Annotated in this window: 25 protein-coding genes and 1 riboswitch; of the genes, 16 read left to right on the forward strand and 9 right to left on the reverse strand. The window is 73.6% G+C overall.

Annotation, left to right across the window (positions count from 1 at the left end):
• Positions 1-13: 13 nt before the first annotated feature.
• On the reverse strand, positions 14-1,381 hold the full coding sequence (locus ACWEQG_RS03735) for a sensor histidine kinase (protein WP_452281442.1): 1,368 nt from the start codon (positions 1,379-1,381) through the stop codon (positions 14-16).
• A 203-nt stretch (positions 1,382-1,584) separates the two neighbouring features.
• On the opposite strand from ACWEQG_RS03735, the gene ACWEQG_RS03740 reads away from it, so the two are divergent.
• A complete protein-coding gene (locus tag ACWEQG_RS03740; RefSeq protein ID WP_363470613.1) occupies positions 1,585-2,313 on the forward strand; it encodes a LytR/AlgR family response regulator transcription factor in 729 nt (242 codons plus the stop codon).
• Positions 2,314-2,344: 31 nt separating this feature from the next.
• Here ACWEQG_RS03740 and ACWEQG_RS03745 read toward each other — a convergent pair whose 3' ends face one another.
• Complete coding sequence (locus ACWEQG_RS03745; RefSeq protein ID WP_452281444.1) at positions 2,345-2,926, reverse strand: TetR/AcrR family transcriptional regulator; 582 nt, start codon at positions 2,924-2,926, stop codon at positions 2,345-2,347.
• Between the two features lie 77 nt (positions 2,927-3,003).
• Here ACWEQG_RS03745 and ACWEQG_RS03750 point away from each other — a divergent pair, with 77 nt between their 5' ends.
• Positions 3,004-3,948, forward strand: a complete 945-nt coding sequence (locus ACWEQG_RS03750) for an ATP-binding cassette domain-containing protein (RefSeq protein ID WP_452281446.1) — start codon at positions 3,004-3,006, stop codon at positions 3,946-3,948.
• Positions 3,945-4,772 (forward strand): ABC transporter permease, encoded by an 828-nt coding sequence (locus ACWEQG_RS03755; protein ID WP_452281448.1) that lies wholly within the window; start codon positions 3,945-3,947, stop codon positions 4,770-4,772. Before ACWEQG_RS03750 ends, ACWEQG_RS03755 begins: the two co-directional genes overlap by 4 nt.
• Positions 4,773-5,239: 467 nt before the next feature.
• Here the strand turns inward: ACWEQG_RS03755 and ACWEQG_RS03760 are convergent, their stop codons facing one another.
• Positions 5,240-6,079, reverse strand: coding sequence for a deoxyribonuclease IV (locus tag ACWEQG_RS03760; protein ID WP_452281450.1), 840 nt, complete (start codon positions 6,077-6,079; stop codon positions 5,240-5,242).
• A gap of 123 nt (positions 6,080-6,202) precedes the next feature.
• Here ACWEQG_RS03760 and uraD point away from each other — a divergent pair, with 123 nt between their 5' ends.
• The 9 genes from uraD (at position 6,203) to alc (ending at position 14,154) form a co-directional block, all read left to right on the forward strand.
• Entirely contained in the window at positions 6,203-6,676 is a 474-nt protein-coding gene (gene uraD, locus ACWEQG_RS03765) for a 2-oxo-4-hydroxy-4-carboxy-5-ureidoimidazoline decarboxylase (protein WP_452281452.1), read from the forward strand.
• On the forward strand, positions 6,673-7,020 hold the full coding sequence (uraH, locus tag ACWEQG_RS03770; protein WP_169944691.1) for a hydroxyisourate hydrolase: 348 nt from the start codon (positions 6,673-6,675) through the stop codon (positions 7,018-7,020). Before uraD ends, uraH begins: the two co-directional genes overlap by 4 nt.
• Position 7,021: 1 nt before the next feature.
• Positions 7,022-7,894 (forward strand): factor-independent urate hydroxylase, encoded by an 873-nt coding sequence (gene pucL / locus ACWEQG_RS03775; protein ID WP_452281454.1) that lies wholly within the window; start codon positions 7,022-7,024, stop codon positions 7,892-7,894.
• Positions 7,895-7,897: 3 nt separating this feature from the next.
• Positions 7,898-8,755 carry an FAD binding domain-containing protein gene (locus ACWEQG_RS03780; RefSeq protein WP_452281456.1) on the forward strand — a complete coding sequence of 286 codons (858 nt, stop codon included), beginning with the start codon at positions 7,898-7,900 and terminating at the stop codon, positions 8,753-8,755.
• Positions 8,755-9,231, forward strand: coding sequence for a (2Fe-2S)-binding protein (locus ACWEQG_RS03785; protein ID WP_363472922.1), 477 nt, complete (start codon positions 8,755-8,757; stop codon positions 9,229-9,231). The genes ACWEQG_RS03780 and ACWEQG_RS03785 overlap by 1 nt, the downstream gene beginning before the upstream one ends.
• Positions 9,232-9,324: 93 nt before the next feature.
• Complete coding sequence (locus ACWEQG_RS03790; RefSeq protein ID WP_452281653.1) at positions 9,325-10,668, forward strand: 8-oxoguanine deaminase; 1,344 nt, start codon at positions 9,325-9,327, stop codon at positions 10,666-10,668.
• A gap of 30 nt (positions 10,669-10,698) precedes the next feature.
• Positions 10,699-11,868 carry a glycerate kinase gene (locus tag ACWEQG_RS03795; protein ID WP_452281458.1) on the forward strand — a complete coding sequence of 390 codons (1,170 nt, stop codon included), beginning with the start codon at positions 10,699-10,701 and terminating at the stop codon, positions 11,866-11,868.
• 10 nt (positions 11,869-11,878) lie between these two features.
• Complete coding sequence (gene allB, locus ACWEQG_RS03800) at positions 11,879-13,192, forward strand: allantoinase AllB (protein ID WP_452281460.1); 1,314 nt, start codon at positions 11,879-11,881, stop codon at positions 13,190-13,192.
• Complete coding sequence (alc, locus tag ACWEQG_RS03805) at positions 13,189-14,154, forward strand: allantoicase (protein ID WP_452281462.1); 966 nt, start codon at positions 13,189-13,191, stop codon at positions 14,152-14,154. Before allB ends, alc begins: the two co-directional genes overlap by 4 nt.
• Positions 14,155-14,239: 85 nt before the next feature.
• Here the strand turns inward: alc and ACWEQG_RS03810 are convergent, their stop codons facing one another.
• Entirely contained in the window at positions 14,240-14,620 is a 381-nt protein-coding gene (locus ACWEQG_RS03810; RefSeq protein ID WP_452281464.1) for a winged helix-turn-helix transcriptional regulator, read from the reverse strand.
• Positions 14,621-14,704: 84 nt separating this feature from the next.
• Between ACWEQG_RS03810 and ACWEQG_RS03815 the strand changes: the two genes are divergently transcribed.
• Positions 14,705-15,139, forward strand: coding sequence for a nuclear transport factor 2 family protein (locus ACWEQG_RS03815; RefSeq protein ID WP_452281465.1), 435 nt, complete (start codon positions 14,705-14,707; stop codon positions 15,137-15,139).
• A gap of 34 nt (positions 15,140-15,173) precedes the next feature.
• Here ACWEQG_RS03815 and pknB read toward each other — a convergent pair whose 3' ends face one another.
• The 4 genes from pknB to thiO form a co-directional block, all read right to left on the reverse strand.
• A complete protein-coding gene (gene pknB, locus ACWEQG_RS03820; protein WP_452281467.1) occupies positions 15,174-17,183 on the reverse strand; it encodes a Stk1 family PASTA domain-containing Ser/Thr kinase in 2,010 nt (669 codons plus the stop codon).
• A 206-nt stretch (positions 17,184-17,389) separates the two neighbouring features.
• Complete coding sequence (locus ACWEQG_RS03825) at positions 17,390-18,154, reverse strand: thiazole synthase (protein ID WP_452281469.1); 765 nt, start codon at positions 18,152-18,154, stop codon at positions 17,390-17,392.
• A 2-nt stretch (positions 18,155-18,156) separates the two neighbouring features.
• On the reverse strand, positions 18,157-18,357 hold the full coding sequence (gene thiS / locus ACWEQG_RS03830; RefSeq protein WP_452281471.1) for a sulfur carrier protein ThiS: 201 nt from the start codon (positions 18,355-18,357) through the stop codon (positions 18,157-18,159).
• Positions 18,354-19,466, reverse strand: a complete 1,113-nt coding sequence (gene thiO, locus ACWEQG_RS03835; RefSeq protein ID WP_452281473.1) for a glycine oxidase ThiO — start codon at positions 19,464-19,466, stop codon at positions 18,354-18,356. The genes thiS and thiO overlap by 4 nt, the downstream gene beginning before the upstream one ends.
• Positions 19,457-19,567, reverse strand: a riboswitch (TPP riboswitch). (Overlaps the previous gene by 10 nt.)
• A gap of 243 nt (positions 19,568-19,810) precedes the next feature.
• Between thiO and ACWEQG_RS03840 the strand changes: the two genes are divergently transcribed.
• From ACWEQG_RS03840 to thiE, 3 genes are read left to right on the forward strand one after another with little or no spacing between them, the layout of a single operon-like run.
• Entirely contained in the window at positions 19,811-20,989 is a 1,179-nt protein-coding gene (locus ACWEQG_RS03840; protein ID WP_452281475.1) for an NAD(P)/FAD-dependent oxidoreductase, read from the forward strand.
• Between the two features lie 43 nt (positions 20,990-21,032).
• On the forward strand, positions 21,033-21,407 hold the full coding sequence (locus ACWEQG_RS03845; protein ID WP_346225658.1) for an Rv2175c family DNA-binding protein: 375 nt from the start codon (positions 21,033-21,035) through the stop codon (positions 21,405-21,407).
• Between the two features lie 28 nt (positions 21,408-21,435).
• Positions 21,436-22,089, forward strand: a complete 654-nt coding sequence (thiE, locus tag ACWEQG_RS03850; protein WP_452281477.1) for a thiamine phosphate synthase — start codon at positions 21,436-21,438, stop codon at positions 22,087-22,089.
• Between the two features lie 125 nt (positions 22,090-22,214).
• Here the strand turns inward: thiE and ACWEQG_RS03855 are convergent, their stop codons facing one another.
• Positions 22,215-23,282 carry a polyprenyl synthetase family protein gene (locus ACWEQG_RS03855; RefSeq protein ID WP_452281479.1) on the reverse strand — a complete coding sequence of 356 codons (1,068 nt, stop codon included), beginning with the start codon at positions 23,280-23,282 and terminating at the stop codon, positions 22,215-22,217.
• Positions 23,283-23,290: the final 8 nt, after the last annotated feature.

The raw sequence follows: 23,290 nt of genomic DNA on the forward strand, positions 1-23,290 counted from the left end.
CCCCGCCGGACGCTCAGCCGGTCAGCAGCGGGAGCCGGAGGACGAACCGGGCGCCGCGCGGGGAGTCCTCGACGCGCAGGCTGCCGTCGTGCGCCGCCGCGATCGCCCGGCACAGGGCCAGGCCGAGACCGCTGCCGCCGGGATCCAGGCGGCGTCCCGCCTCCAGCCGCATGAAGGGTTCGAAGATGCGCTCCCTGTCCTCCTCCGCGACGCCGTCGCCGTCGTCCAGCACCACCACCAGCGCCTGGGCGCCGTCGCACCCGGCGGTCACGTTCACCTGGCCGATGGCATGGCGCTGGGCGTTCACCAGCAGGTTCGTCACGATGCTGGCCAGCTGCACGCGGTTGCCGACGACCCGCACGCCGGGCTCGGTGGTGGCGTACACCGGCACGCCCGTCGTGCGCGCCGCCGCCTCGGCGCGTACGAGCGCCCCGAGGTCGACCTGCTCGGACGAGCACGGCGTGTTGCGAAGCCGGGCGAAGGCGAGCAACTCGTCGATGATCTGCTGCATGCGGTCGGCGGCCGGCAGCGCCCTGGCGATCGCCTGCCGCGCGTCCGTCTCCCGGTAGAGCAGCGCCTCCTCCAAGCCCGTGCGCAGGCCGGTGAGCGGGGACTTGAGCTCGTGGGACACGATGGCGGCGAACTCCCGCTGCCGTGTGACCGCCGACTCCAGCCGGCCGAGCGTCTGGTTGGCGGCACAGGCCAGCTGTGCGATCTCGTCCCGGCCGGACGGCTGCGGCACCCGCAGGGACAGGTCGTTGGCGTTGATCTCCGACATCCGCTGCCGGATCGCGTTGATGGGGCCCAGGATGCGGCCTGCCGCCCGCCAGGTCGTCCACGTCCACAGGGCCGCGAGCAGCAGCCCGCCGGCGCCGATGAGCAACTCCAGCCGGTGCCCGCGCAGGGCGGGCGGCTGGTCCGTGCCGGCGTAGACGAAGTGGGGCTCACCCTGCCAGAGCTCCCAGGACTGCAGCGACGGGACCCGGCCGGCGGTGAGCAGGACGCACCGCTCGCTCTCGGGGCACTCGGTCACGTCGCGGAAACGGTCCTCCTCCGTCGGCCGGACCGTGCTCAGCGGCCGGTCTCCGGCCATGGGCCCGGCCGCCGTCACCCGGCCCCGCGAGTCGACGAGCTGGACGAGGGGGACCCGCGCCGTCGGCGTCGGCGGCGGAACCTGCCCGCGTTCCATCAGGCCGATCCACTCAGTGGCGACGCGGCGCGTCTCCCTGAATATCTCGCTCTCGACCCGGTTCCGGATCAGCAGGCACAGGCCGATGCCGATCACCGTGGCGACGAGCACGGACACCGCTGCCACGGTCAGCGTCACCCGTGCCCGGATGGAGTCGGAGAGGGGAAGGAACGTGCCCGGCCTGATGCTCATCCAAGTTCCTCGCTGGGCCTGGTCTCCTCCTCACGATAGACAACCCTGAGGGACAAAGGGCATTTTAGGGGACAAACAGCTAATAGCTCTACCTACTCTTGGTGCGGCATGCGCGAGCGATCGTGGCGGAGGGTAGCGGGAATGTCACCTACCGCTCGGTCACCCCTTGCGTGGAGGGCGGCACACGCGGCACGGTGTACGCCATGCTGCGTGTCCTCGCGGTGGACGACGAGGTCCCCGCCCTGTCCGAGCTCGCCTTCCTGCTCCGTCAGGACGCCCGGGTGGAGCACGTGAGGACGGCGACCGACGGCGGGGCCGCCCTGCACGACATGGTCCAGATGATCGCCGACGGGGAGCGCCTGGACGGCGTCTTCCTCGACGTGCGCATGCCCGGACTCGACGGCCTGGACCTGGCCCGGCTCATCGGCGGGTTCCCCGCGCCGCCCCGTCTGGTCTTCGTCAGCGCGCACGACTGCGCCGTCCAGGCCTTCGAGCTGGAGGCCGTCGACTACCTGCTCAAGCCCGTACGGCCCGAACGCCTGGCGGAGGCCGTACGCCGTCTCTCGGCCGCGGTGGCGCCTCCCGGCGCCGAGGAGGACCTGGAGACGATCCCGGTCGAGCTCGGGGGCCGCACGAAGTTCGTGGCGCGGCAGGACGTGTGCTACGCCGAGGCCCACGGCGACTACGTCCGCCTGCACACGGCCGGCGCCGTCTACCTCGTGCGGATGTCCCTCGCGGCGCTGGAACGCCGCTGGGCGGGCGCCGGCTTCGTCCGGGCCCACCGCAGCACCCTGGTCAACGCCCGGCACGTGAGCGAGCTGCGCTTCGACGCCGGTCGGGTGGTCCTGCAGGTGGGAAGCGAGACGCTGCCGGTGAGCAGGCGGCACACCCGCCAGGTGCGCGAGCAGCTCGTCCGCCAGTTCCGGCCCTGAGCCTGCCCGATCACGTCGCGGCCGCGGCGCCTCAGGAGCGGGCCGGAGACACGACCACGCCGCTCTCGAACGCGCGGGTCACGGCGGCGGCGACACCGTGGCGGGGGAGCAGCCCCTTCTCGGCCGCCTCCCAGCCGGTGTAGGTGAGGGCCCACAGCACCTGCTGAATCCACTCGGCGCTGACGCCCGGGTCGAACACGCCCTCGGCCTGGCCGCGCTCGATGAGGCCGACGGTGGTCGGCACCGACAGGTCCGGTTCGAAGCAGTCCGTGAACTCCTCGAGCACCCGGGGGTCGCCGAACAGGAACGCCAGGCGGTCCCCGGCGTCCACCAGGGCGGCGATCAGCCTGCGCATCGCCTCGAGCGGCGGGCCCTGGTCGATGGCCGCCCCGGCCGTCGACCTCTCCACCACGCGGAAGGAGTCGACGACCGCCGCGTTCACGAGGTCCTGCCGGTCGGAGAAGTAGCGGTGCAGCGTGCTGCGGCCGATCTGGGCGGCCGCGGCGATGTCCGCGAGCGTCGCGCCGCGGTCGCGGGCGAGGACCGAGGCCGCCGCGGCGAGGATGGCACGGCGCGTACGGCTGCGCGTGCCCGATTCCCTGGTGTCGGTCACCTCCGGAAGGCTAGCAGCGCCTCCAATAGGAGACGGTCATGGTTGATAATGAGACATACAAGTCCCATTATGAGGCTATGAACTCTTACTCCATCGTCGCCGAGGGGCTGGGCAAGCGCTACGGCGACACCAGAGCCCTGGGCGGGTTCGACCTGAGGGTCGCCGGCGGGAGCGTGTGCGCGCTTCTCGGCCCGAACGGCGCGGGCAAGACCACCGCCGTACGCGTGCTGACCACGCTGGCGCGGCCGGACTCCGGCCGCGCGCTCGTGGCCGGGTTCGACGTCGCGCGGCAGCCGGCCGAGGTGCGCCGCCGCATCGGGCTGGCCGGGCAGGAGGCGGCCGTGGACGAGATCCTCACCGGACGGGAGAACCTCGAGATGTGGGGGCGGCTCCACCACCTCGGCGCGGCGGTGGCGCGCCGCCGCGCCGACGAGCTACTGGAGCGGTTCGGGCTGTCCGAGGCGGCGGGCCGGCGGGTCAAGAACTACTCCGGCGGCATGCGGCGCCGTCTCGACCTGGCCGCCGCGTTCATCCAGGCTCCGCGCGTGCTGTTCCTCGACGAGCCGACCACCGGTCTCGACCCCCGCAGCCGCACGGAGGTCTGGCGCACCGTGCGCGGCCTCGCCGACGGCGGCAGCACCGTGCTGATGACGACGCAGTACCTGTTCGAGGCCGACCAGCTCGCCCGGCAGATCGCGGTGATCGACGGAGGAAAGGTCATCGCGGACGACACCCCCGAGCGCCTGAAGTCGCTGATCGGCGGCGACCACCTCGACCTCGTCGTGCGTGATCCCGCCCGCCTCGGCGACGCCGCCGCGGTCCTCGCGGGCGTCGCGCAGGCCGAGCCCGTCGCCGACGCGGACACGCGCCGCCTGACCGCCCCCGTACGCGACCGCGTCGGGGCGCTCACCACGGTCGTACGCGAGCTGGAGCGGCGCGGCATCGAGGTCGAGGACGTCTCCCTGCGGCGTCCGACACTGGACGAGGTGTTCCTGAGCCTCACGGCGGAGGCGGCCGCGTGAGCGCTCTCGCCACTCCGGACGCGCCCCCCGGGTGGGGCGAGCGGCTGCGCTGGACGCTGTCGGACGCGTCGGTCATCGCCCGCACCAATCTCAAGCACTGGGTCCGCAACCCGGCCGCGGTCCTCAACCTGACGCTGTATCCGATCGTCATGGTCGTCCTGTTCGGCTACGTCCTCGGCAGCGCGATGAACGTCGCGGGCGGCGGCGACTACCGGGAGTTCCTGATGCCGGGCATGTTCGCCCAGACGATGGCGATGGGTGTGATGACCACGATGACGGTGGTCAGCCTGCAGACCGCCCGCGGGGTGACCGACCGCTACCGCTCGATGCCGATCTCGCGGCCCGGCGTGGTGCTGGGGCGCGCGTTCGCCGACATCGTCAACTCGGTGCTCGAACTGCTGGTCCTGCTCGCGTGCGGCCTGGTCGCCGGATGGAGCCGGCACCGGGGGATCGGCGACGCCCTGGCCGCCGTGGGCCTTCTCCTGCTGCTGCGCTTCGCACTCGTCTGGGTGGGGATCTACCTCGGGCTGGCGCTCACCCCGGAGGCGGCGGGCGCGGCCTGGCTGCCGCTGCTGCCGCTCACGATGCTGGCCAACACCTTCGTGTCCCCGGCGCTCCTGCCGGGCTGGCTCGGGGCGATCGCGGAGTGGAACCCGCTGTCGGCGACGGTCGCCGCGTGCCGGATGCTGTTCGGCAACCCCGGCTGGCAGGGCGGCTCCTGGGCCGCCGAGCACGCACTCGCGCTGGCGATCGGCTGGCCGCTGCTGATCACGCTCGTCTTCCTGCCCCTGTCCGTCCGCCGCTACCGCCGCCTCGGCGGCTGAGCTTCGCCCGTTCGCCGGGGGCGCGCGGCCGGGCCGGAGGGCGTGTTCACACGCCCCGATCTACCGCTCGTCGCCTCCGGAGGCCCGCTCGTCGTGCGGGAGCGGGCCGCATGGCGCTAACTAGAGACCGCTCGTCCGAACGTCCATCCCCCCGCCCGACTACACCTCGTAGTCTTTCGCACGTCGCAAGACACGCGGGGTAATCACAAAGTGAGCAGGTTGTCACCGGTTGGTTACCAAGCGGGGCCCTACTCGGGGGGGAAGGGCCCCGCCGACGCGTATCGGGGGGGTGCGCGGCGATCCGGCCATACGGGGGCCCGGATCGCCGCGAACGCCCGCTCCCGCCTGCCCCACGAGGGCAGCCACGTCCGGACGCCCGGTAAGGGCCGGGAAGGCCGCGCCGGACGCCCGGTATCGCCGGGAGAACCCGCTGCGGCGCGGTGACCGGTGCCCCGGGGACGCGCCGGTCAGTCGCCGCGCAGCTGCTTGAGCAGCTCGACGTCCTCGCGGTGCTTGTCCACCTTGCCCGGGGTCTCGATGCAGAACGGCACCCCGGCGGCCGTGGGATGGCGCATCAGCTCGCCGAACGCCTGGGCGCCGATGTGCCCCGCGCCGATGTTCTCGTGCCGGTCCCGCTTCGAACCGCAGGGGTCCTTCGAGTCGTTGGCGTGGATCAGCCTGAGCCGCCCCGGAGCCACCTCGTTCAGCGCGTCCATCATCTCCTTCACCCCGCCCGGCGCGGCCAGGTCGTGCCCCGCGGCGAAGGCGTGGCAGGTGTCGAGGCACACACCGACCTTGGGGTGGTGGTCGAGGGCCTCCAGATAGGGCCCGAGGTCCTGCACGGTCGCGCACAGCATCTGGCCCTGGCCGGCCATCGGTTCGAGCAGCAGGTCGGGGCCGTCGTCGGGCAGCTCGTCCAGCACCGGCAGCAGGCGCTCGTGGATCTGGCGCATCGCCGCCTCGCGCGACTGGCTCACGGCCGAGCCGGTGTGGACGACCACACCGAGCGCGCCGGTCTCGACGCCCCTGCGCAGAGTGTGACGGATGACCGCGATCGAGTTGTCCAGGGTCTCCGGGGTCGGCGACCCGCAGTTCACGAGATACGCGGCGTGCAGGAAGACCGGGACCCCCGACTCGCGCAGCTTGGCGTCCTCGGCGGGGTTCCCCTCGCTGAGCGCCCAGCCGCGCGGGTTGGTGACGAAGACCTGGATCATCTCCGCGCCGATGTCGGCCGCGTACTTCAGCCCGCCCTTGGCCAGGCCGCCGGCGACGAAGACGTGTCCGCCGATGAGATTGGAAGGAGTCATGATGACCTCCAGGCTAGTGCCGCCCCCTTTGTCACAACGTACAAAGCGGCCCCCGGAGCAGGGCGCGCGGTTCGGACTTCGCGCCGCTGGATCCCGCCGCGGCCCGGCGGTTGACTGACGGGCATGCGCGAACTCAGCCGGGAGGACCTGCGGTCCTGCTGCTCCTGCGCCACCTGGGTGGCGCAGGTCGCCGCGCGCGGGCCGTACGAGGATCTCGACGGGCTCCGCCGCGCGAGCGAGTCGGCCGTCGCGGCGCTGGACTGGGACGACGTGCTGGAGGCGCTGGCGGCGCATCCGCGCATCGGCGAGCGCCCCGACGGCGCGGGACGCGAGGCCGCGTGGTCGCGCGCCGAGCAGGCCGGGACCGCGGACGCCGGGCGGGACGTCCTCGGCGCGCTCCGCGAGGGCAACGCCGCCTACGAGAGCCGCTTCGGCCACGTCTACCTGGTCTGCGCCGCCGGACGGACCGCCGGCGAGATGCTGGCGCTGCTGCACGAGCGGCTCGGCCACGACGAGGAGACCGAACGGAAGGTCGTCCGCGAGGAGCTGGCGAAGATCGTCGATCTACGGCTGGCCAAGCTCTGGGAGGGCCGGTGAGCCTCTCGACCCACGTGCTCGACACCGCCGCCGGGCGGCCGGCCAAGGACGTGTTCGTACGGCTGTCGCGGCGCGCCGCGCACGGCTTCGTGCCGGTGGCGGAGGGCCGCACCGACGGCGACGGCCGCATCCGGGAGTGGACCCCGCTGGGCCGGGAGTGGGATCCGGCCGGGGACCCCCGCCCGGGGACCTACCGGCTCGTGTTCGACACCGGCGCCTACCTGGGGGACGAGGCGTTCTTTCCCGAGGTGAGCGTCGTGTTCGCCATCAGGGAGGCCGGCGAGCACTACCACGTGCCGCTGCTGCTGAGCCCGTTCGCCTACTCGACCTACCGGGGGAGCTAGCGTGGCCGTTCTGGGGCCCAACAGGTACGGCAAGGCCGAGACGAGGGTCGTGCGGGTGACCCGGCACGGCGACGCCCACCGGATCAAGGACCTCACGGTCAGCACGGCGCTGTCGGGCGACATGACCGAGGTCCACCTGAGCGGGGACAACTCCGCCGTCCTGCCCACCGACACGCAGAAGAACACGGTTTTCGCGTTCGCCAAGAAGCACGGCGTCGGGGCGATCGAGGACTTCGCGCTGCTGCTGGCGCGCCACTTCACGGACTCCCGGCCCGCGATCCACCACGCGAGGGTCGCGATCGAGGAGCACGCCTGGGAGCGCAACGGCGCGTTCGGGCACTCCTTCGTCCGTTCCGGCCGTGAGGTCCGCACCTGCGTGGCCCACCACGACGGCACGCGGTCATGGGTGGTCTCCGGGCTGCGCGACCTCGTCGTGCTGAACACGACCAACTCGGAGTTCTGGGGCTTCGCCAAAGACGAGTACACGACGCTGCCGGAGACCCGCGACCGCGTCCTCGCCACCGCCGTGGACGTCGCGTGGCGGCACACGGACGTCTCCCGGGACTGTTCCCAGGACTGGGACAAGACGTATGAGAACGCCCGGGCCGCTCTGCTCACGGCATTCGCCGACACCTACAGCCTGTCGCTGCAGCAGACGCTGTACGCGATGGGCACCCGGGTGCTGGCCGAGTGCCCGGGGGTCTGCGAGGTGCGGCTGTCACTGCCGAACAAGCACCACTTCCTGGTGGACCTCGCGCCCTTCGGCCTGGACAACGAGGGCGAGGTCTTCTTCGCCGCCGACCGGCCGTACGGGCTGATCGAGGGCACGGTCCTGCGCGAGGACGCGCCTGTCGCCGGCCCGGCCTGGGAGTAGCCGATGGACTTCCTGCGACCGCGGACCTGGGCGGAGGCCCTGGCGATGAAGGCCGAGCGGCCCGAGGCCACGCCGATCCAGGGCGGCACCGACGTCATGGTGGAGATCAACCTCGACAAGGGCCGCCCGGCCGCCCTGCTCGACCTCACGCCGATCCCCGAGCTCCGGGAGTGGTCGCGGGAGGGTGTCGAGATCCGGGTGGGCGCGGGCGTGACCTACTCCCGGCTGATCGCCGAGCTCGGGGGCGTTCTGCCCGGTCTGGCCCAGGCGTCCCGTACGGTCGGGTCGCCGCAGATCCGCAACCGGGGCACGGTCGCGGGCAACCTCGGCGCGGCCTCGCCCGCGGGCGACAGCCACCCCCCGCTGCTGGCCTGTGGCGCGGTGGTGGAGGCCGAGTCGGTGCGCGGCGCCCGGCTGATCCCGATCGGCGAGTTCTACACCGGCGTGAAGCGCAACGCGCTCGCGCCCGACGAGCTGATCCGCGCCGTGCGCGCCCCGGCCGCCACCGGCCCGCAGTACTTCTCCAAGATCGGCACCAGGAACGCCATGGTGATCGCGGTCTGCTCGTTCGCGACCGCCCTGGACGCGGGGGAGCGGCGGGTGGGCACCGGCATCGGTTCGGCCGCGCCGACCCCGCGCCGCGCCCCGGCCGCCGAGGACTTCGCGTCCGGCGCGCTGGACTGGGACGGCCGCGGGCCGCTCGACCCCGGTGTGGCCCGCCGGTTCGGTGAGCTCGTGGCCGCCGCCGCCGCGCCGATCGACGACGTGCGGGGCCGCGCCGCCTACCGCACGCACGCGCTGGCCGTGATGGCGCGCCGCGCGCTGGGCTGGGCCTGGGACGACTTCAGGGGGAGCGCGTGATGAGGGTGAACGTGACCGTGAACGGCCGCCCGATGACGGCCGACGGCGTGTGGGAGGGCGAGAGCCTGCTGTACGTCCTGCGTGAGCGGCTCGGCCTGCCGGGCGCCAAGAACGCCTGCGAACAGGGCGAATGCGGCTCCTGCACCGTCTATCTCGACCGTACGCCGGTCTGCGCCTGCCTGGTCGCCGCCGGTCAGGCCGAGGGCCGCGAGGTGGTGACGGTCGAGGGCCTGACCGCCGGCGGCGGGTTGCACGAGGTGCAGCGCGCGTTCGTGGACGCGGGAGCCGTGCAGTGCGGGTTCTGCACCCCCGGTCTCGTCGTCCAGGCCCACGCGCTGCTCGCGGGCGCGGACGGGGTGCCGCCGGACGCCGACATCCGGGAGGCCCTGGCCGGCAACCTGTGCCGCTGCACCGGATACGAGAAGATCCTCGACGCCGTCCGCCTCGCCGCCGCCCGCCGCCACCCCACGCCGTGATCGTGGAACCTGCCGCCCCCACCGATCATGCGGGAATCATGGCCCTACCACCTGACCTGGGAGTCTCCATTGCGTGATCGCGCACCACGGCGAATGGTCATCGAGAACGCCTACCTCGTCCCGGTCGTGGGAGAGGAGATCCCGTCCGGTCACGTCGTCGTGGAGGACGGCCTGATCACGGCGGTCGGCCCCGGCCCGGCGGCGGACGTCCCCGAGGGGGCCGAACGCGTCGACGGCGCCGGCTGCCTGGCCACCCCCGGCCTGGTCAACACGCACCACCACCTCTATCAGTGGGCGTCCCAGGGGGTGACGCCGGACGGGACGCTGTTCGAGTGGCTGGTGGCGAGCTATCGGCTGTGGGCTCGCATGGACGCCGAGGTGGTGGCGGGGGCCGCGACTGCGGGGCTGGCCTGGCTGGCCCTGTCGGGCTGCACGACCTCCACCGACCACCACTACGTCTTCCCCAAGGGCAGGGGAGACCTGTTCGAGGCGGAGATCGAGGCCGCGCGCCGGGTCGGGCTGCGCTTCCACCCCTGCCGGGGGTCGATGGACCGGGGCGCCTCGCGTGGCGGCCTGCCGCCGGACGAGGTCGTGGAGGACCTCGACGAGATCCTCCGGGCCACCGACGACGCGATCCGGAAATATCATGATCCGTCATTCGGGTCGATGCTGCGCGTCGCGGTCGCCCCCTGCTCGCCGTTCTCGGTCAGCGGCGAGCTCATGACCCGCTCGGCCGACCTCGCCCGTTCCCACGGCGTGCGGCTGCACACGCACGTGGCGGAGACGGCCGACGAGGACGAGCACTGCAGGGAGCAGTTCGGCGTGCTGCCCGTCGAGTACCTCGACGACCTCGGCTGGCTGGGCCCCGACGTGTGGCTGGCGCACTGTGTGCATCTGACCGACAAGGACGTGCGGCGCTTCGCCGAGACCGGCACGGGCACGGCCCACTGCCCGTCGTCGAACGGCCGTCTCGGCGCGGGCATCGCCCGGGTCGCCGATCTGCTGGCGGCGGGCGCGCCGGTCGGGCTGGGCGTCGACGGCGCGGCCTCCAGTGAGATGACCCCGCTCGCCGGGGAGATCCGCATGGCCGTCCTCACGCAGCGGGCCCGGTACGGCCCGCGCGCGCTGACCGCCCGCCAGGCTCTGGAGATGGCCACACTCGGCGGCGCCCGCTGCCTCGGCCGGGAGGCCGAGATCGGGTCGCTGGAGCCCGGCAAGCTCGCCGACGTCGCCCTGTGGCGGCTCAGCGGCTTCCACGCCGCGATCGACGATCCCGTCGTGGCGTTCGCGTACGGCGCCACGCCACCGCTGGAACGGCTGCTGGTGGGCGGCCGGACCGTCGTGGAGCGCGGGGAACTGCGCACGGTCTCCAATGAGGAGGCCGCGCGGGCCGGGGCCGGTGCCCATCGCCGCCTGACCACGGGAGATCATGTCTGAGACATCCCGGACGGATCGAGGGAGCAGGGCATGACAGGGCACGTCGTCATCGCGGTGGACAAGTTTCGCGGGTCGCTCACCGCGCCCGAGGTGGCCGCGCACGTGGCCGCCGGTCTGCGTTCTCCGGGATCGGGTGACGTGCCCGTCGTCGAGCTCCCGGTGGCCGACGGGGGCGACGGCACCGTCGACGCGGTCGTGGCGAGCGGCTTCACCCGGGTGGAGACGGAGGTGACCGGGCCCCTCGGCCACCAGGTCACCGCGAGCTACGCCGTACGCGACGAGCCCGGCGCACGGGTCGCCGTGATCGAACTGGCCGAGGCGTCGGGCCTGCGCAGGCTACCGGCGGATCCGGCGCCGCTGACCGCCACCAGCCGCGGCACCGGCGAGCTCGTCGCCCACGCCGTACGGCACGGCGCGACCCGCGTCGTGCTCGGCCTCGGCGGCAGCGCCTGCACCGACGGCGGCGCGGGGATGGTGCAGGCCCTCGGCGTGCGGCTGCTCGACGCGGCCGGCGACGACCTGCCGCCGGGCGGCGCCGCGCTGCGCGACCTGCACACGATCGACGCCTCCGGCCGCCTGCGCGGGGTCGAGGTGATCGTGGCGAGCGACGTGGACAACCCGCTGCTCGGGCCGTACGGCGCGGCGGCGGTCTACGGCCCGCAGAAGGGGGCGAGCCCGCGGGACGTGGCCGTGCTGGAGGCCGGGCTGGCCCGGCTGGCGGCCGTGGCCGCGCACACCCACGGCCTCGCGGGCGCCGCCGAGCACGACGGCGTGGTCCGCGCGATGGGCGTGGCCGGGCGGCCCGGGGCCGGCGCCGCGGGCGGGGTGGGCTTCGGCGCGCTGACGTTCCTGGACGCCGAGATCCGGCCGGGCATCGGCTACCTGCTCGACCTCGTGGAGTTCGACCGGCACGTCGAGGGCGCCCGGCTGGTGATCACCGGTGAGGGTTCGGTCGACCAGCAGACGCTGCGCGGCAAGGCCCCGGTGGGCGTCGCGGCGGCCGCGGCCAAGCACGGCGTACCGGTCGTCGCGGTCTGCGGCCGGCGGTCGGTGGGCGAGGAGGAGTTGCGGGCGGCCGGCATCGAGGCGGCGTACGCGCTGACCGACATCGAGCCCGACGCGAGCCGCTGCATGGCCGAGGCCGGGCCGCTGCTGGAGAAGCTCGCGGCGCGGGTGGCCGCCCGGCATCTCACGACATGAGGAGTGGCGCGTGGGGGAACCGTACGACCTGGTGGTGAGGTCCCGGCGGACCGTGACCCCGGAGGGGGAGCGGCCGCTCGCGGTCGCCGTACGCGGCGGTGTGATCGCCGCCCTGTGTCCCTACGACGAGCCGCCGGCGGCGCAGGAGTCCGCCGACCTCGGCGAGCTGCCGCTGCTGCCCGGGCTGGTCGACTCCCATGTGCACGTCAACGAGCCCGGCCGCACCCACTGGGAGGGCTTCGCGACCGCCACCAAAGCGGCGGCGGCCGGGGGCGTGACCACCATCGTGGACATGCCGCTCAACTCGCTGCCCCCGACCGTGGACGTGGCGGCGCTGGAGGTCAAACGGAAGGCCGCCGGGGGGCGGTGCCACGTGGACGTCGCCTTCTGGGGTGGCGCGATCCCCGGCAACCTCGCCGCCCTGCGGCCCCTGCACGAGGCCGGCGTGGCGGGCGTCAAGTGCTTCCTGTCGCCGTCCGGGGTCGACGAGTTCCCGGCGCTCGACCGCGAAGGGCTGCGGGCCGCGCTGGCGGAGGTGGCGGCCTACGACGGCCTGCTGATCGCGCACGCCGAGGACCCCGGCCTGCTGTCCGACCCCCGCGGCCCGGCGTACGACGAGTTCCTCAGGTCGCGCCCGCAGGAGGCCGAGCGCAGGGCCGTCGAGCAGGTGATCGCCCTCGCGGCGGAGACGGGCGCGCGGGCGCACATCGTGCACGTGTCGGCCGCCGCCTGCGTCGGACCGCTGCGCGCGGCCCAGGCGGCGGGAGTGCGCGTCACCGCCGAGACCTGCCCCCACTACCTGACCCTGGCGGCGGAGCAGGTCACCGGGCCCGCCTACAAGTGCTGCCCGCCGATCCGGGAGGCCGCCAACCGCGACGCGCTGTGGCGGGCGCTCGCCGAGGGGGTGCTCATGGGGATCGTCTCCGACCACTCCCCGTCGACGCCCGATCTCAAGGTGCCCGACTTCGCCGCGGCCTGGGGCGGGATCTCCTCGCTCCAGGTCGGCCTGCCCGCCGTGTGGACGGCGGCCCGCGCCCGCGGCCACGGCCTTACCGACGTGGCGCGCTGGATGGCGGAGGGACCGGCCCGCCTGGCCGGCCTGCCGCGCAAGGGGGCGATCCGCGTGGGCAACGACGCCGACCTGGTCGCCTTCGACCCCGGCGCGGAGTTCACCGTCGACGTGGCGGCGCTCCACCACCGCAACCCGGTCTCCCCCTATCACGGCGCGCGGCTCGCGGGCGTGGTGCGCACCACCTGGCTGCGCGGCGTGCCCGTCGACTTCGCCGCCCCGCGCGGACGACTGCTGACCCGAGGAGCGCGATGACCGGCTTCACCCGCCTGCCCGACCTCGCCCTGCGTACGTACGGCGGGTCGGTCGTGGCCGCCAACGACGAGTCGTTCGCCGAACGGGAGGCCCTGATCAGGCCGGGACCGGCCGAGTTCCGGCCGCAGACCTTCGGCGCCAAGGGCCAGGTCTACGACGGCTGGGAGACCCGGCGGCGGCGTGCCCCCGGCCACGACTGGGCGATCGTCCGGCTCGGCCTGCCGGGGGTCGTCCGGGGCGTGGTGGTGGACACCGCGTGGTTCCGCGGCAACTACCCGCCGTACGCGTCGGTCGAGGCGTGCGCGGCCGAGGGCCACCCCTCGCCGGACGAGCTGGACGGCTGGGCGGAGATCGTGCCGAAGAGCCCGCTGAAGGGCGACGCGGTCCACGAGTTCGCCGTGACCGACCCCCGCCGTTTCACCCACGTGCGGCTGAACATCTTCCCCGACGGCGGCGTCGCGCGGCTGCGGGTCCACGGGCGGGTCGTGCCCGACCGCACGTTTCTGGAGGGCCTCACCGTCGACCTCGCCGCGCTGGAGAACGGCGGCCTGGTCACGGCCTGCTCCGACGAGTTCTACTCCGCCCCGAACAACGTCCTCGCGCCCGGTCCGGCCCGCAACCAGTCCGAGGGCTGGGAGACCGCGCGCCGCCGCGATGGCGGCAACGACTGGCTCGTCGTCGCCCTCGCCGGGCCGGGCCGGGTGGCCGTCGCCGAGATCGACACGACCAACCTGATCTTCAACGCCCCCGGCTGGGCCTCGCTCAAGGGCGCGGACGCGGACCGGGCGCCGCTGGAGGACGAGGACGCCTGGTTCCCGCTGCTGCCCAGGACCCGCCTGCAGCCCGACACCCGTCACCGCTACCGCCTCGACGGCGACCGCAGGGTCACCCACGCCCGGCTCGACATCTACCCCGACGGCGGCCTCGCCCGCCTCCGCCTCCTCGGCACCATGGTCGCTTGACTCCCGAGCGGACCGCCACCGCGCCGTCGCGACCGGGTACGGCGGCCTCGCGGTGCGCATTGAGGCCGTGGTCGGCGAAGCGCCGTCAGCCGCTGTGCTCGCGGTCATAGGCGGCCTGGGCGGCGGCGACCGCGTCGCCGTGTCGCCTGGCCCAGTCGGTGAGCCGCAGCAGCGACGTGTGGAGTTCCCGGGCCATGTCTGTCAGCGTGTACTCGACCCTGGGCGGAACGACCGGGTGGACGGTGCGTACGAGCAAGCCGTCCCGCTCCAGCTTGCGCAGCTTGAGGGTGAGCATGCGCCTGCTGATCCCTTCGATCGAGCGTTCCAGCTCCGTGAACCGGACCGGGCCCCGCGCGACGGCGACCAGGATGCCGATGCTCCACTTCCCCGAGACGTGATCGAGGACCTCCGAGACCGGGCACGCCTCCCCGGCCAGGACTGACACATCGATGTGACGCTGGGACATGAATGTGCCTTCTTCCGCCGGGCTCGACACTCACCGATCCTGTACTCCGTATCAAATGGTGCACCGAACGGGGAGTGCGGCGTCATGCTTCAGGAACTCGCGGACCGTGCCGCGATCGTGGACACCGTCATCGCGTACGCGACGGCCGTGGACACCAGGGATTGGGGGAGGCTGGGCGCCCTGTTCACCGACGACGCCTGCTGGGAGTACGGCGGCTCGGGCGAGCGGCTCCTGGGGCCCGGCGCGATCGTCGCCAGGATCAGCGCCGGCGTGGAACGATGCGACGCCACCCATCACCTGAACGGCAACCATGCCGTCGCGGTGCACGGTGACACGGCCGGGCACACGTGCTACTACCAGGCCCAGCATGTCCGCCTCGGCCTGCCCGGCGGCGAGAGGTTCCTCGGCGGGGGCCGCTACGACGACCGGCTGCGCCGTACCCCGGACGGCTGGCGATTCACGCATCGCAGGATCGTCAGCGTCTGGAGCGAGGGAAACCGCGCCGTGTTCGCGCCCTGAGGCAGGCCGTGATCGCGGCCGGCGGCATCGGAGGTCAGTGCCAGATGGTGATCGTGCTGCCCGGCGGCTGCTGCCCGAGCGGCTTCTCACCGACCACGCGGTCGGTGCCCACCACCTTGCGGACGTTGACCTTGAAACCGGCCGCCTTCAGCTCGTTCACCGCGTCGTGGACGGACTTGAACATCACATTGGGCACGTTGACGACGGTGGGCGGAGTATGGCCGGGGTCGGCGGGGTCGGTCTCCCATGGCCAGCGGAAGCCCTGGTCCGGGCCGCGCGAGGCCGTCAGGTGGACGGTCGCCCCGGCCACCACCTCGGCGCCGCCGGACGGATCCTGGGCGATCACCGTGCCCGGCGGGGCGTCGTCGGTGGTCTCGTCGATCTGGACGTTGAAGCCCTTGTCGCGCAGGATCTTCTCCGCCTGGTCGCGCATCATCTGCGTGACGTCCGGCATCAGCAGTCCCGCGCTGACGACGAAGTTGACCACACCGCGCTTCTTGACGCGCTTGCCCACCGGCGGGTTGGTACGGATGACCTGGTCGCGGGGGATGGTGTCGCTCGCGCTCTTGCTGACCCTGCCGGGGGTCAGCCCGACCTCGGCGATCTTCGCCCGGGCGTCGGCCAGGCTGAGGCCCTCGACCTTCGGCACGGGGATGGTCTCGGGGCCGGCCGACGGGATCAGGGTGAGGACGGCGCCCTTGACCACCTCGGCGCCCGCGCCGGGCTCGGTGTCGAGGACGATGTCCTTCGGCACCTTGTCGTCGAACCTCGCCTTGCCGATCCGCACCTCGAAGCCGGCCTTCTGCGCCTCCTGCCTGGCGACCGTGATGTTCTGGTTCACCAGGTCGGGCACGATGGTGTAGCGCCCCTGGGAGAACCACCATCCGGTGAAGGCCACGCCCGCGACCATGACGAGGGCCAGCGCGGCGAGGAACCACACGGGCCTGACCCTGGTCCGGCGCCGCCGGCCCGTCTCGCCGGCGCCGGTCAGCAGTTCCGAGCGCGGCTGGATCATCGTCTGCCCGGCCGCCGGCCCGGCCTCCGGGCGCGCGTGCTGCGACGTGCCGAACGGCGAGGCCCCGCCGGGCGGCGGGAGGGTCCGGTGCGCACCCGTCCGCACGCCGCTGTGGGCGCCGGTGTGGGTGCCGGTGTCGTGGGCTCCGTGAGGGGCGGCGTGCGCGCCGGTGTGCCCGGTCCGCGGCAGCGTGCGGTGGATCTCTACGGCCGCGACGAGCATGGCGGTCGCGTCCGCCGGGCGCGCCGCGGGGTCCTTGTCGGTGGCCGCCGCGACGAGCGCGTCGATCACCGGCGGCACGTCGGGCACGATCGAGGACGGTGCGGGGACGGTCTCGTGCACGTGCCGGTAGGCGATCGACATCGGCGTCTCGCCCGCGTACGGCTGCCGCCCCGTGAGCAGCTCGAACAGCATGATCCCGGCGGCGTACACGTCGCTGCGGGCGTCGGCGGTGCCGGTCGTGACCTGCTCGGGCGACATGTAGCCGATCGTGCCGATCATCATGCCGGTCTTGGTCTGGTTGGTCGCCTCGATCGCGCGGGCCAGGCCGAAGTCCACGACCTTCACCCGGCCGTCGTCGGCGAGCAGCACGTTCTCCGGCTTGACGTCCCGGTGGATGAGCCCCGCCTGGTGGGCCGCGCCGAGGGCGGCGAGCACCGGGATGACCATCTCCAGCGCCTCGCGCGCGGGGAGGTGGCCGCGGCGGCGCAGCACGTCGCGCAGCGTCCTGCCGGGGACGTACTCCATCGACAGGTAGACGTTCGCCCCGTCCGTGCCCTGGTCGAAGACCTGCACGATGTTCGGGTGAGAAAGGCTGGCCACCGATTTGGCCTCACCGATGAACCGCCGCACGAACTGCGGGTCCTCGGCCAGCGAGCGGTGCATCACCTTGACGGCCACCGTGCGGTCGAGCCGGACGTCCAGAGCCAGGTATACGGAGGCCATGCCACCCCGGGCGATCCGGGACTCGACGCGGTAGCGCCCGTCGAGCAACTGCCCCACGAGCGGGTCGGTCAGCGTCGTGTCCACCCGCCAGAGTTTACGGGTGATTTGCCGCCGGGCGTGTTCCCGAATCCCAAACCGAGACCGATTCGGCAGCCTTCCGCGCCGTCCGAAAAGCCGTGCGGAATCCGAAAACCGGGCTTACCAGACGTGGATTCCCGCGACTGTCCGCCCGCCGGCGAAACACGCCGGACGGGCGGGGAGGACGCCTCTGCGTGGTGGATGCGGCGGGCTCAGGACGGGCGGCCCGGGGAGGAGGCCTCGGCGTAGCGGCGGCGCGGGATGCGCCCCGCGAGCCGGGCCAGGCGCCCGGCCGTGACCGCCTGCCGCATGGCCGCCGCCATCAGGTCCGGCCGGTGCGCCCGCGTCACGGCGCTGGCCAGCAGCACGGCGTCGCAGCCCAGCTCCATCGCCAGCGCGGCGTCGCTGGCCGTGCCGATGCCGGCGTCGAGGATCACCGGGACCGTGGCGGCCTCGACGATCAGCTCGATGCTGTGCGGGTTGCGGATGCCCAGCCCGGAGCCGATGGGGGCGCCGAGCGGCATCACCGCCGCGCACCCGGCGTCCTGGAGCCTGCGGGCCAGCGCCGGGTCGTCGCCGATGTACGGCAACACGACGAAGCCGTCGGCGACCAGCCGCTCGGCGGCGTCGAAGGTCTCGATCGGGTCGGGCAGCAGGGTGCGCTCGTCGGCGATGACCTCCAGCTTGACCCAGTCGGTCCCCAGGGCCTCACGCGCCAGGCGGGCGGTCAGCACGGCCTCCCCGGCCGTGAAGCACCCCGCGGTGTTCGGCAGCACCTTGACGCCGCGGGCGCGCAGCACGTCCAGCACCGAACCGCGCGACGCCGGGTCGAGCCTGCGCATCGCGACGGTCGTCAGCTCGGTGCCGGACGCCTCCAGCGCCTGGTCGAGCACCTCCAGCGACGGCGCGCCGCCGGTGCCCATGATGAGGCGCGAGGTGAACTTCTCCCCACCCAGCACGAAGACGTCGTCGGTCATGCTCATCCTCCCTGCACCGCCGTCAGCACCTCGACGCCGTCGCCGTCGGCAACCGGAGTGGAGTCCCAGGCGCTCCGGCTCACCACCTCGCCGTTCAGGGCCACCGCGACCCCGGACGTCAGGGACGTGAGGGTACGTACGGCGTCGCCGACCGTGGCGCCGGCGGGCAACTCGGCCGCGCCTCCGTTGATCGTGACTTTCACTTGCTGAATCTCCCTGGATGGCAGGCCCCGGTGACCGGGGGTGGCTCGTCGCCGGTGAGGAGCGCCGCGACGGCGTCGGCGGTGATCGGGGACAGCAGCACGCCGTTGCGGCCGTGCCCGGTCGCCGCGAACACGCCGGGCGGTCCGGCGGGGCCGATGAGCGGCAGGTTGTCGGGCGTGCCCGGGCGGAAGCCGACCGTGGTCTCGGTCAGTTCGAGCTCGGTGATGCCGGGCACCAGCTCACGGGCGTCGCGCAGCAGCTCGTACACGCCGCCGGCGGTGACCCGCGCGTCGTACCCCAGCTCCTGCGCCGTGGCGCCCAGCGTGATCTCTCCGTCGCCCCGGGGCACCAGATAGGCGGGGGAGCCGTGCACCAGCCCTCGCACGCACCGCGTGAGGAACCCCTGTGGCCCGCGCAGCCGGAGGATCTCGCCCTTGACCGGGCGTACCGGCAGGCCGGGCAGCAGGGACGCCGACCACGATCCGGCCGCCACGACGACCTGGCCCGCCGCGACGGCCTCGCCGGACGCCAGCCGTACGGACGGGCCGCCCGTCCCGGAGGCGTCGATCCCGGAGACCCGCTTGGCGACCAGCGTGCCGCCCGCCTTCTCGAACGCGGTGAGCAGGGCCCGCACGACCCTGCGCGGGTTGACCCAGGCGTCGTCGCGGGCCAGCAGCCCGCCGCGTACGGAGGGGGCGAGCATCGGCTCGTAGGAGCGGCACTCGCGCCCGGTGAGCCGCTCGACCCGCAGGCCGAGCGTCCGCTCGAAGGCCGCGAGGTCGTCCAGATAGGCCATGTCGTCCGCGCCGCGGGCGACCTCGAGCGTGCCCTCGGTCCGGTAGTCCAGCTCGACGCCGCTCTCGTCCTCGAGTTCGGCCCGGAACCCCGGCCAGGCCGCCAGCGACGCGAGGCCGAGCCGCAGCAGCGGCTCCTCCGTGTAGGTCACCTCGCTGACCGGCGCGAGCATCCCGGCCGACGCGTGGGTGGCGCCGCCTCCGGGCACGGGGTCGGCCACCGCCACCGACAGGCCCCGGCGGACCGCGCGCCACGCCGCGGCCAGACCCGCCACGCCGCCGCCGGCGATCACGACGTCGTATGTGGGGGGCACAGCGCGCTCCCTTCGCCGGCATTACCCGGATCAGGTCGGGGCGGTCGAGAGCCTCACGCTCTCCTCTCAGCCCGGTCCGCCGGGCTCCCGCGCGTCTTACGTGCACCAGCGTAGTACGCCGCCTGTCATGGCCGATCGCCGGAGGCCGCGCCGTCACACGGCCGGTGCGGGACGCGCGCCGCACGGGGGCGGAGATCCGGACGCGCGCCGTCCGGCGAAGCAGCCGTCCGTTCGAACAGGGGATCCTTCACAACGTGGGCCCCCGTCGAAGTGCGCGCTACTTGCCCAACTCGTTATGAGGGGCCCGTTGGCCAGGGCCCCCGCTGACAATCTATGGTCAAGCTGTGGATCACGTCGTGGTGGTGGGTGCCGGCCTGGCCGGCGTGCGAAGCATCGAGGCGTTGAGGGCCCGTGGATTCACCGGGCGCATCACGCTCATCGGCGAGGAACACCATCGCCCCTATGACCGGCCGCCGCTGTCGAAGGCGGTGCTGCTCGGAGGCACCGATTCCACGGTGGTCGACTCCGACCTCGACGCCCTCGACGTACGGCTGTGCCTCGGCACGGCGGCCAAGGGCCTGCGTGACGGCGTGCTGGAGACGACCGAGGGCGAGCTGGAGTACGACGGCCTGGTCATCGCCACCGGCGCCGCCCCGATCCGCCTGCGCGGCGAGGGCCGCCAGCACGTGCTGCGGACCATCGAGGACGCGCTGGCGCTGCGCGAGCGGCTGGTCCCCGGCGCCCGCGTGGCGGTGGTCGGGGCCGGCTGGATCGGCGCGGAGGTCGCCACCGCCGCGGCCAGAGCCGGGTGCGCGGTGACCGTCGTGGAGGCGGGGGAGAGCCCGCTCGCCGTGGCGCTCGGCCCCGCCGTGGGCAGCCACACCATCGGCTGGTACGCGCGGGCGGGGGTCGAGCTGCGCCTCGGCGCGATGGTCGGCACCGTGGACGCCGACGGCCTCACGCTCATGTCCGGGGCCCGGGTGCCGGCGGACGTGGTCGTCACCGGCGTCGGGGTGCGCCCCGCCGTCGACTGGCTGAAGGGCTCGGCCGTCCGGCTCGACGACGGGGTGGTGGTCGACGAGCACCTGCGCACGTCGCTGCCCAACGTGGTCGCGGTGGGCGACTGCGCCAACTGGTGGTCGCGCAGGTTCGCCACCCGCCTGCGGGTCGAGCACTGGGACACCGCGCTCCAGGCCCCCGACACGGCCGTCGCCACCCTCCTGGGCGAGGACGCGGTCTACGACCCCGTGCCGTACTTCTGGTCGGAGCAGTTCGGCCACATGGTGCAGTTCGCCGGGCACCGGGAGGCCGGCGACCGTGTGCTGCTCCGCGGTGACCCCCACAGGGACGCGAAGTGGGCGGTGTGCTGGCTGACGGCCGAGGACCGGCTCGCCGCGGTGCTCACCGTGGACCGGCCGCGCGACGTGGTGCAGGGCCGCAGGATCGTCGAGGGCGGCCAGCGGCTCGACCCGAGGCGGGTGGCCGATCCGGCCGTCCCGCTCCGCGACTGCATTATGACGTAATCGAGGTGTTTCCCGGCGGCCCGCCTGTGGTAATGGTGGATCCGTGACGCTTACTGTTGCGCAGATCGACCGAGAGACCGACCAGCTCGTCGGGGAGTGGCTCCCCCTCTCGGAGGCCGCCAAGAGGCTAGGGCTCAGCATGGGCCGCGCCAAGCAACTCCTCAAGGACAAGAAGCTCGCCGGCGTCCGCAGGGGCGGGGGCGAGCCGCAGATCCCCGCGGTGTTCATCGCCGGCGGCGACGTGCTCAAGGGCCTGCCCGGCACGCTGACGCTCCTGGCCGACGCGGGCTACGACGAGGTGGAGTCGATCCGGTGGCTGTTCACCCCGGACGACTCGCTGCCGGGGTCCCCGATCGACGCGATCGTGAAGGGCCGGCACACCGAGGTCAAGCGCAGGGCCCAGGCCCTGGGTTTCTGACCGTAGGGCCGCATGGCATTGTGGTCGGGTGATTGACACCCGGCGACAGCGGCTCGCGCAGGCCAGGCTCTACCTCTGCACGGACGGCAGGAGGGACCGCGGCGACCTGGAGAAGTTCCTCGACGCGGTCCTGTCCGCCGGAGTGGACATCGTCCAGCTCAGGGAGAAGGGCTTGGAGGCGCGCGAGGAGCTGGACCTGCTCGAGGTCTTCCGCGCGGCGTGCGACAGGCACGGCGCGCTGCTGGCGGTCAACGACCGGGCGGACGTCGCCTTCGCCGCCCGGCCCGACATCCTGCACCTCGGGCAGGACGACCTCCCGGTCCCGGTGGCCCGGGAGATCCTCGGCTCCGGCGTGCTCATCGGCAGGTCCACGCACTCGGCGGCGGAGGCGTCGGCCGCCGCCGTGGAGCCCGGGGTGGACTACTTCTGCTGCGGGCCGATCTGGCCCACGCCCACCAAACCCGGCCGCCCGGCGCCCGGCCCGGCGCTGCTGGAACACGCCGCGCTCCTGGGCACCGACCGGCCGTGGTTCGGCATCGGCGGCATCGACCTGGGCAACCTCGACGAGGTGATGGCGCACGGCGTGCGCCGGGCCGTGGTCGTCCGGGCCGTCACCGAGGCCGACGACCCCGGCGCCGCCGCCGCCGCGCTCAAGGCCCGGCTGACCGCCGTCCCGCTCTGAGCCGCCGCTGGGCCGCCGCTGAGCCGCCGCTGAGCCGTCCGAGCGCCGCGTTCCGTCAGGTGCGGCGGGAGGTGGCGGTCCGGGGTCGCCACCGGTCCGGCCGCGCGTCCCGTCAGGTGCGGCGGTCAGGTGCGGCGGGACGTGGCGGCGACGGCGAGGGCGGCCAGCGCCGTCCGGGCCTCCTCCTCGATCGGCGCGTGGTCGAGGGCGTGCAGCGCGTCGTCGAGATAGCGCTTGATCATGCCCTCGCACGCGGCCAGCGCGCCGGTCTCCTCGATCACCGCGCGCAGCCGCCCGACGCCCTCGGCGTCCAGCCCGGGGTCGCCGAGCAGAGACCGTACGACCGCCGCCTGCGCGGGGCCGGCCGAGGCGAGCGCGCGCGCGATCAGGACGGTCCGCTTGCCCTCGCGAAGGTCGTCCCCGGCGGGCTTGCCGGTCTCCGCCGGGTCGCCGAACACGCCGAGGATGTCGTCGCGGAGCTGGAAGGCGATGCCCACCTGCTGGCCGTACTGCACGCAGAGCCGGTCGATCCACGCGTGCCGGGCCCGGGCGGCGAGCACGAGGCCGAGCCGGAGCGGCTGCTCGACCGAGTACTTGCCGCTCTTGTAGAGGGCCACCCGCAGCGCGCTGTCGTAGGTGCTCTCGCCCTGCGCCTGTTCGAGCAGGTCGAGATACTGTCCGCACATCAGCTCGGTGAGCATGTGGTCGTGCACCGGCTGGGCCGCGGCGAGCGCCTCGGGCGCCAGGCCGCAGGTGCGCCACATCTCTCCGGACCACACCAGCAGCAGGTTCCCCAGCAGCACGGCCGAGCCCTCGCCGAACTGCCGCGCGGAGCCGTGCCAGCCCGCCTCGGTGTGCATCCGTTCGAACCGGCGGTGCGCGGACGGCATGCCCCGGCGCACGTCGCTCGCGTCCATGACGTCGTCGTGGACGAGCGCGCTCGCCTGCAGCAGCTCCAGCGAGGCGGCGGCCGAGTGCAGCCCCGGGTCGTCGCCGCCGCCGGCGGCCCGCCACCCCCAGTGGCAGAAGGCGGGGCGCAGCCGTTTGCCGCCGGCCAGGAAATCCTCCGCGGCGGTCAGCAGGGCGGCCAGATGCGGGTCACCGAAGTGTGGTCGCTGCCGGTCGAGGAACTCCCGGAGTGCGCGGTCCACCTCCGTACGGATGGAATCGAGCGAGACGGCGGAAGCGGTCATGCTCTGAG

It is taken from the genome of Microbispora sp. NPDC004025 (assembly GCF_053604425.1).

Coding starts and splice junctions, on each gene's coding strand:
- ACWEQG_RS03855 (WP_452281479.1), bottom strand. CDS start 23,282: ATGACCGCTTCCGCCGTCTCGCTCGATTCCATCCGTACGGAGGTGGAC.
- ACWEQG_RS03795 (WP_452281458.1), top strand. CDS start 10,699: ATGACAGGGCACGTCGTCATCGCGGTGGACAAGTTTCGCGGGTCGCTC.
- ACWEQG_RS03790 (WP_452281653.1), top strand. CDS start 9,325: ATGGTCATCGAGAACGCCTACCTCGTCCCGGTCGTGGGAGAGGAGATC.
- ACWEQG_RS03810 (WP_452281464.1), bottom strand. CDS start 14,620: ATGTCCCAGCGTCACATCGATGTGTCAGTCCTGGCCGGGGAGGCGTGC.
- ACWEQG_RS03780 (WP_452281456.1), top strand. CDS start 7,898: ATGGACTTCCTGCGACCGCGGACCTGGGCGGAGGCCCTGGCGATGAAG.
- uraD (WP_452281452.1), top strand. CDS start 6,203: ATGCGCGAACTCAGCCGGGAGGACCTGCGGTCCTGCTGCTCCTGCGCC.
- ACWEQG_RS03815 (WP_452281465.1), top strand. CDS start 14,705: ATGCTTCAGGAACTCGCGGACCGTGCCGCGATCGTGGACACCGTCATC.
- ACWEQG_RS03750 (WP_452281446.1), top strand. CDS start 3,004: ATGAACTCTTACTCCATCGTCGCCGAGGGGCTGGGCAAGCGCTACGGC.
- alc (WP_452281462.1), top strand. CDS start 13,189: ATGACCGGCTTCACCCGCCTGCCCGACCTCGCCCTGCGTACGTACGGC.
- ACWEQG_RS03740 (WP_363470613.1), top strand. CDS start 1,585: ATGCTGCGTGTCCTCGCGGTGGACGACGAGGTCCCCGCCCTGTCCGAG.
- ACWEQG_RS03760 (WP_452281450.1), bottom strand. CDS start 6,079: ATGACTCCTTCCAATCTCATCGGCGGACACGTCTTCGTCGCCGGCGGC.
- ACWEQG_RS03735 (WP_452281442.1), bottom strand. CDS start 1,381: ATGAGCATCAGGCCGGGCACGTTCCTTCCCCTCTCCGACTCCATCCGG.
- ACWEQG_RS03825 (WP_452281469.1), bottom strand. CDS start 18,154: ATGACCGACGACGTCTTCGTGCTGGGTGGGGAGAAGTTCACCTCGCGC.
- ACWEQG_RS03785 (WP_363472922.1), top strand. CDS start 8,755: ATGAGGGTGAACGTGACCGTGAACGGCCGCCCGATGACGGCCGACGGC.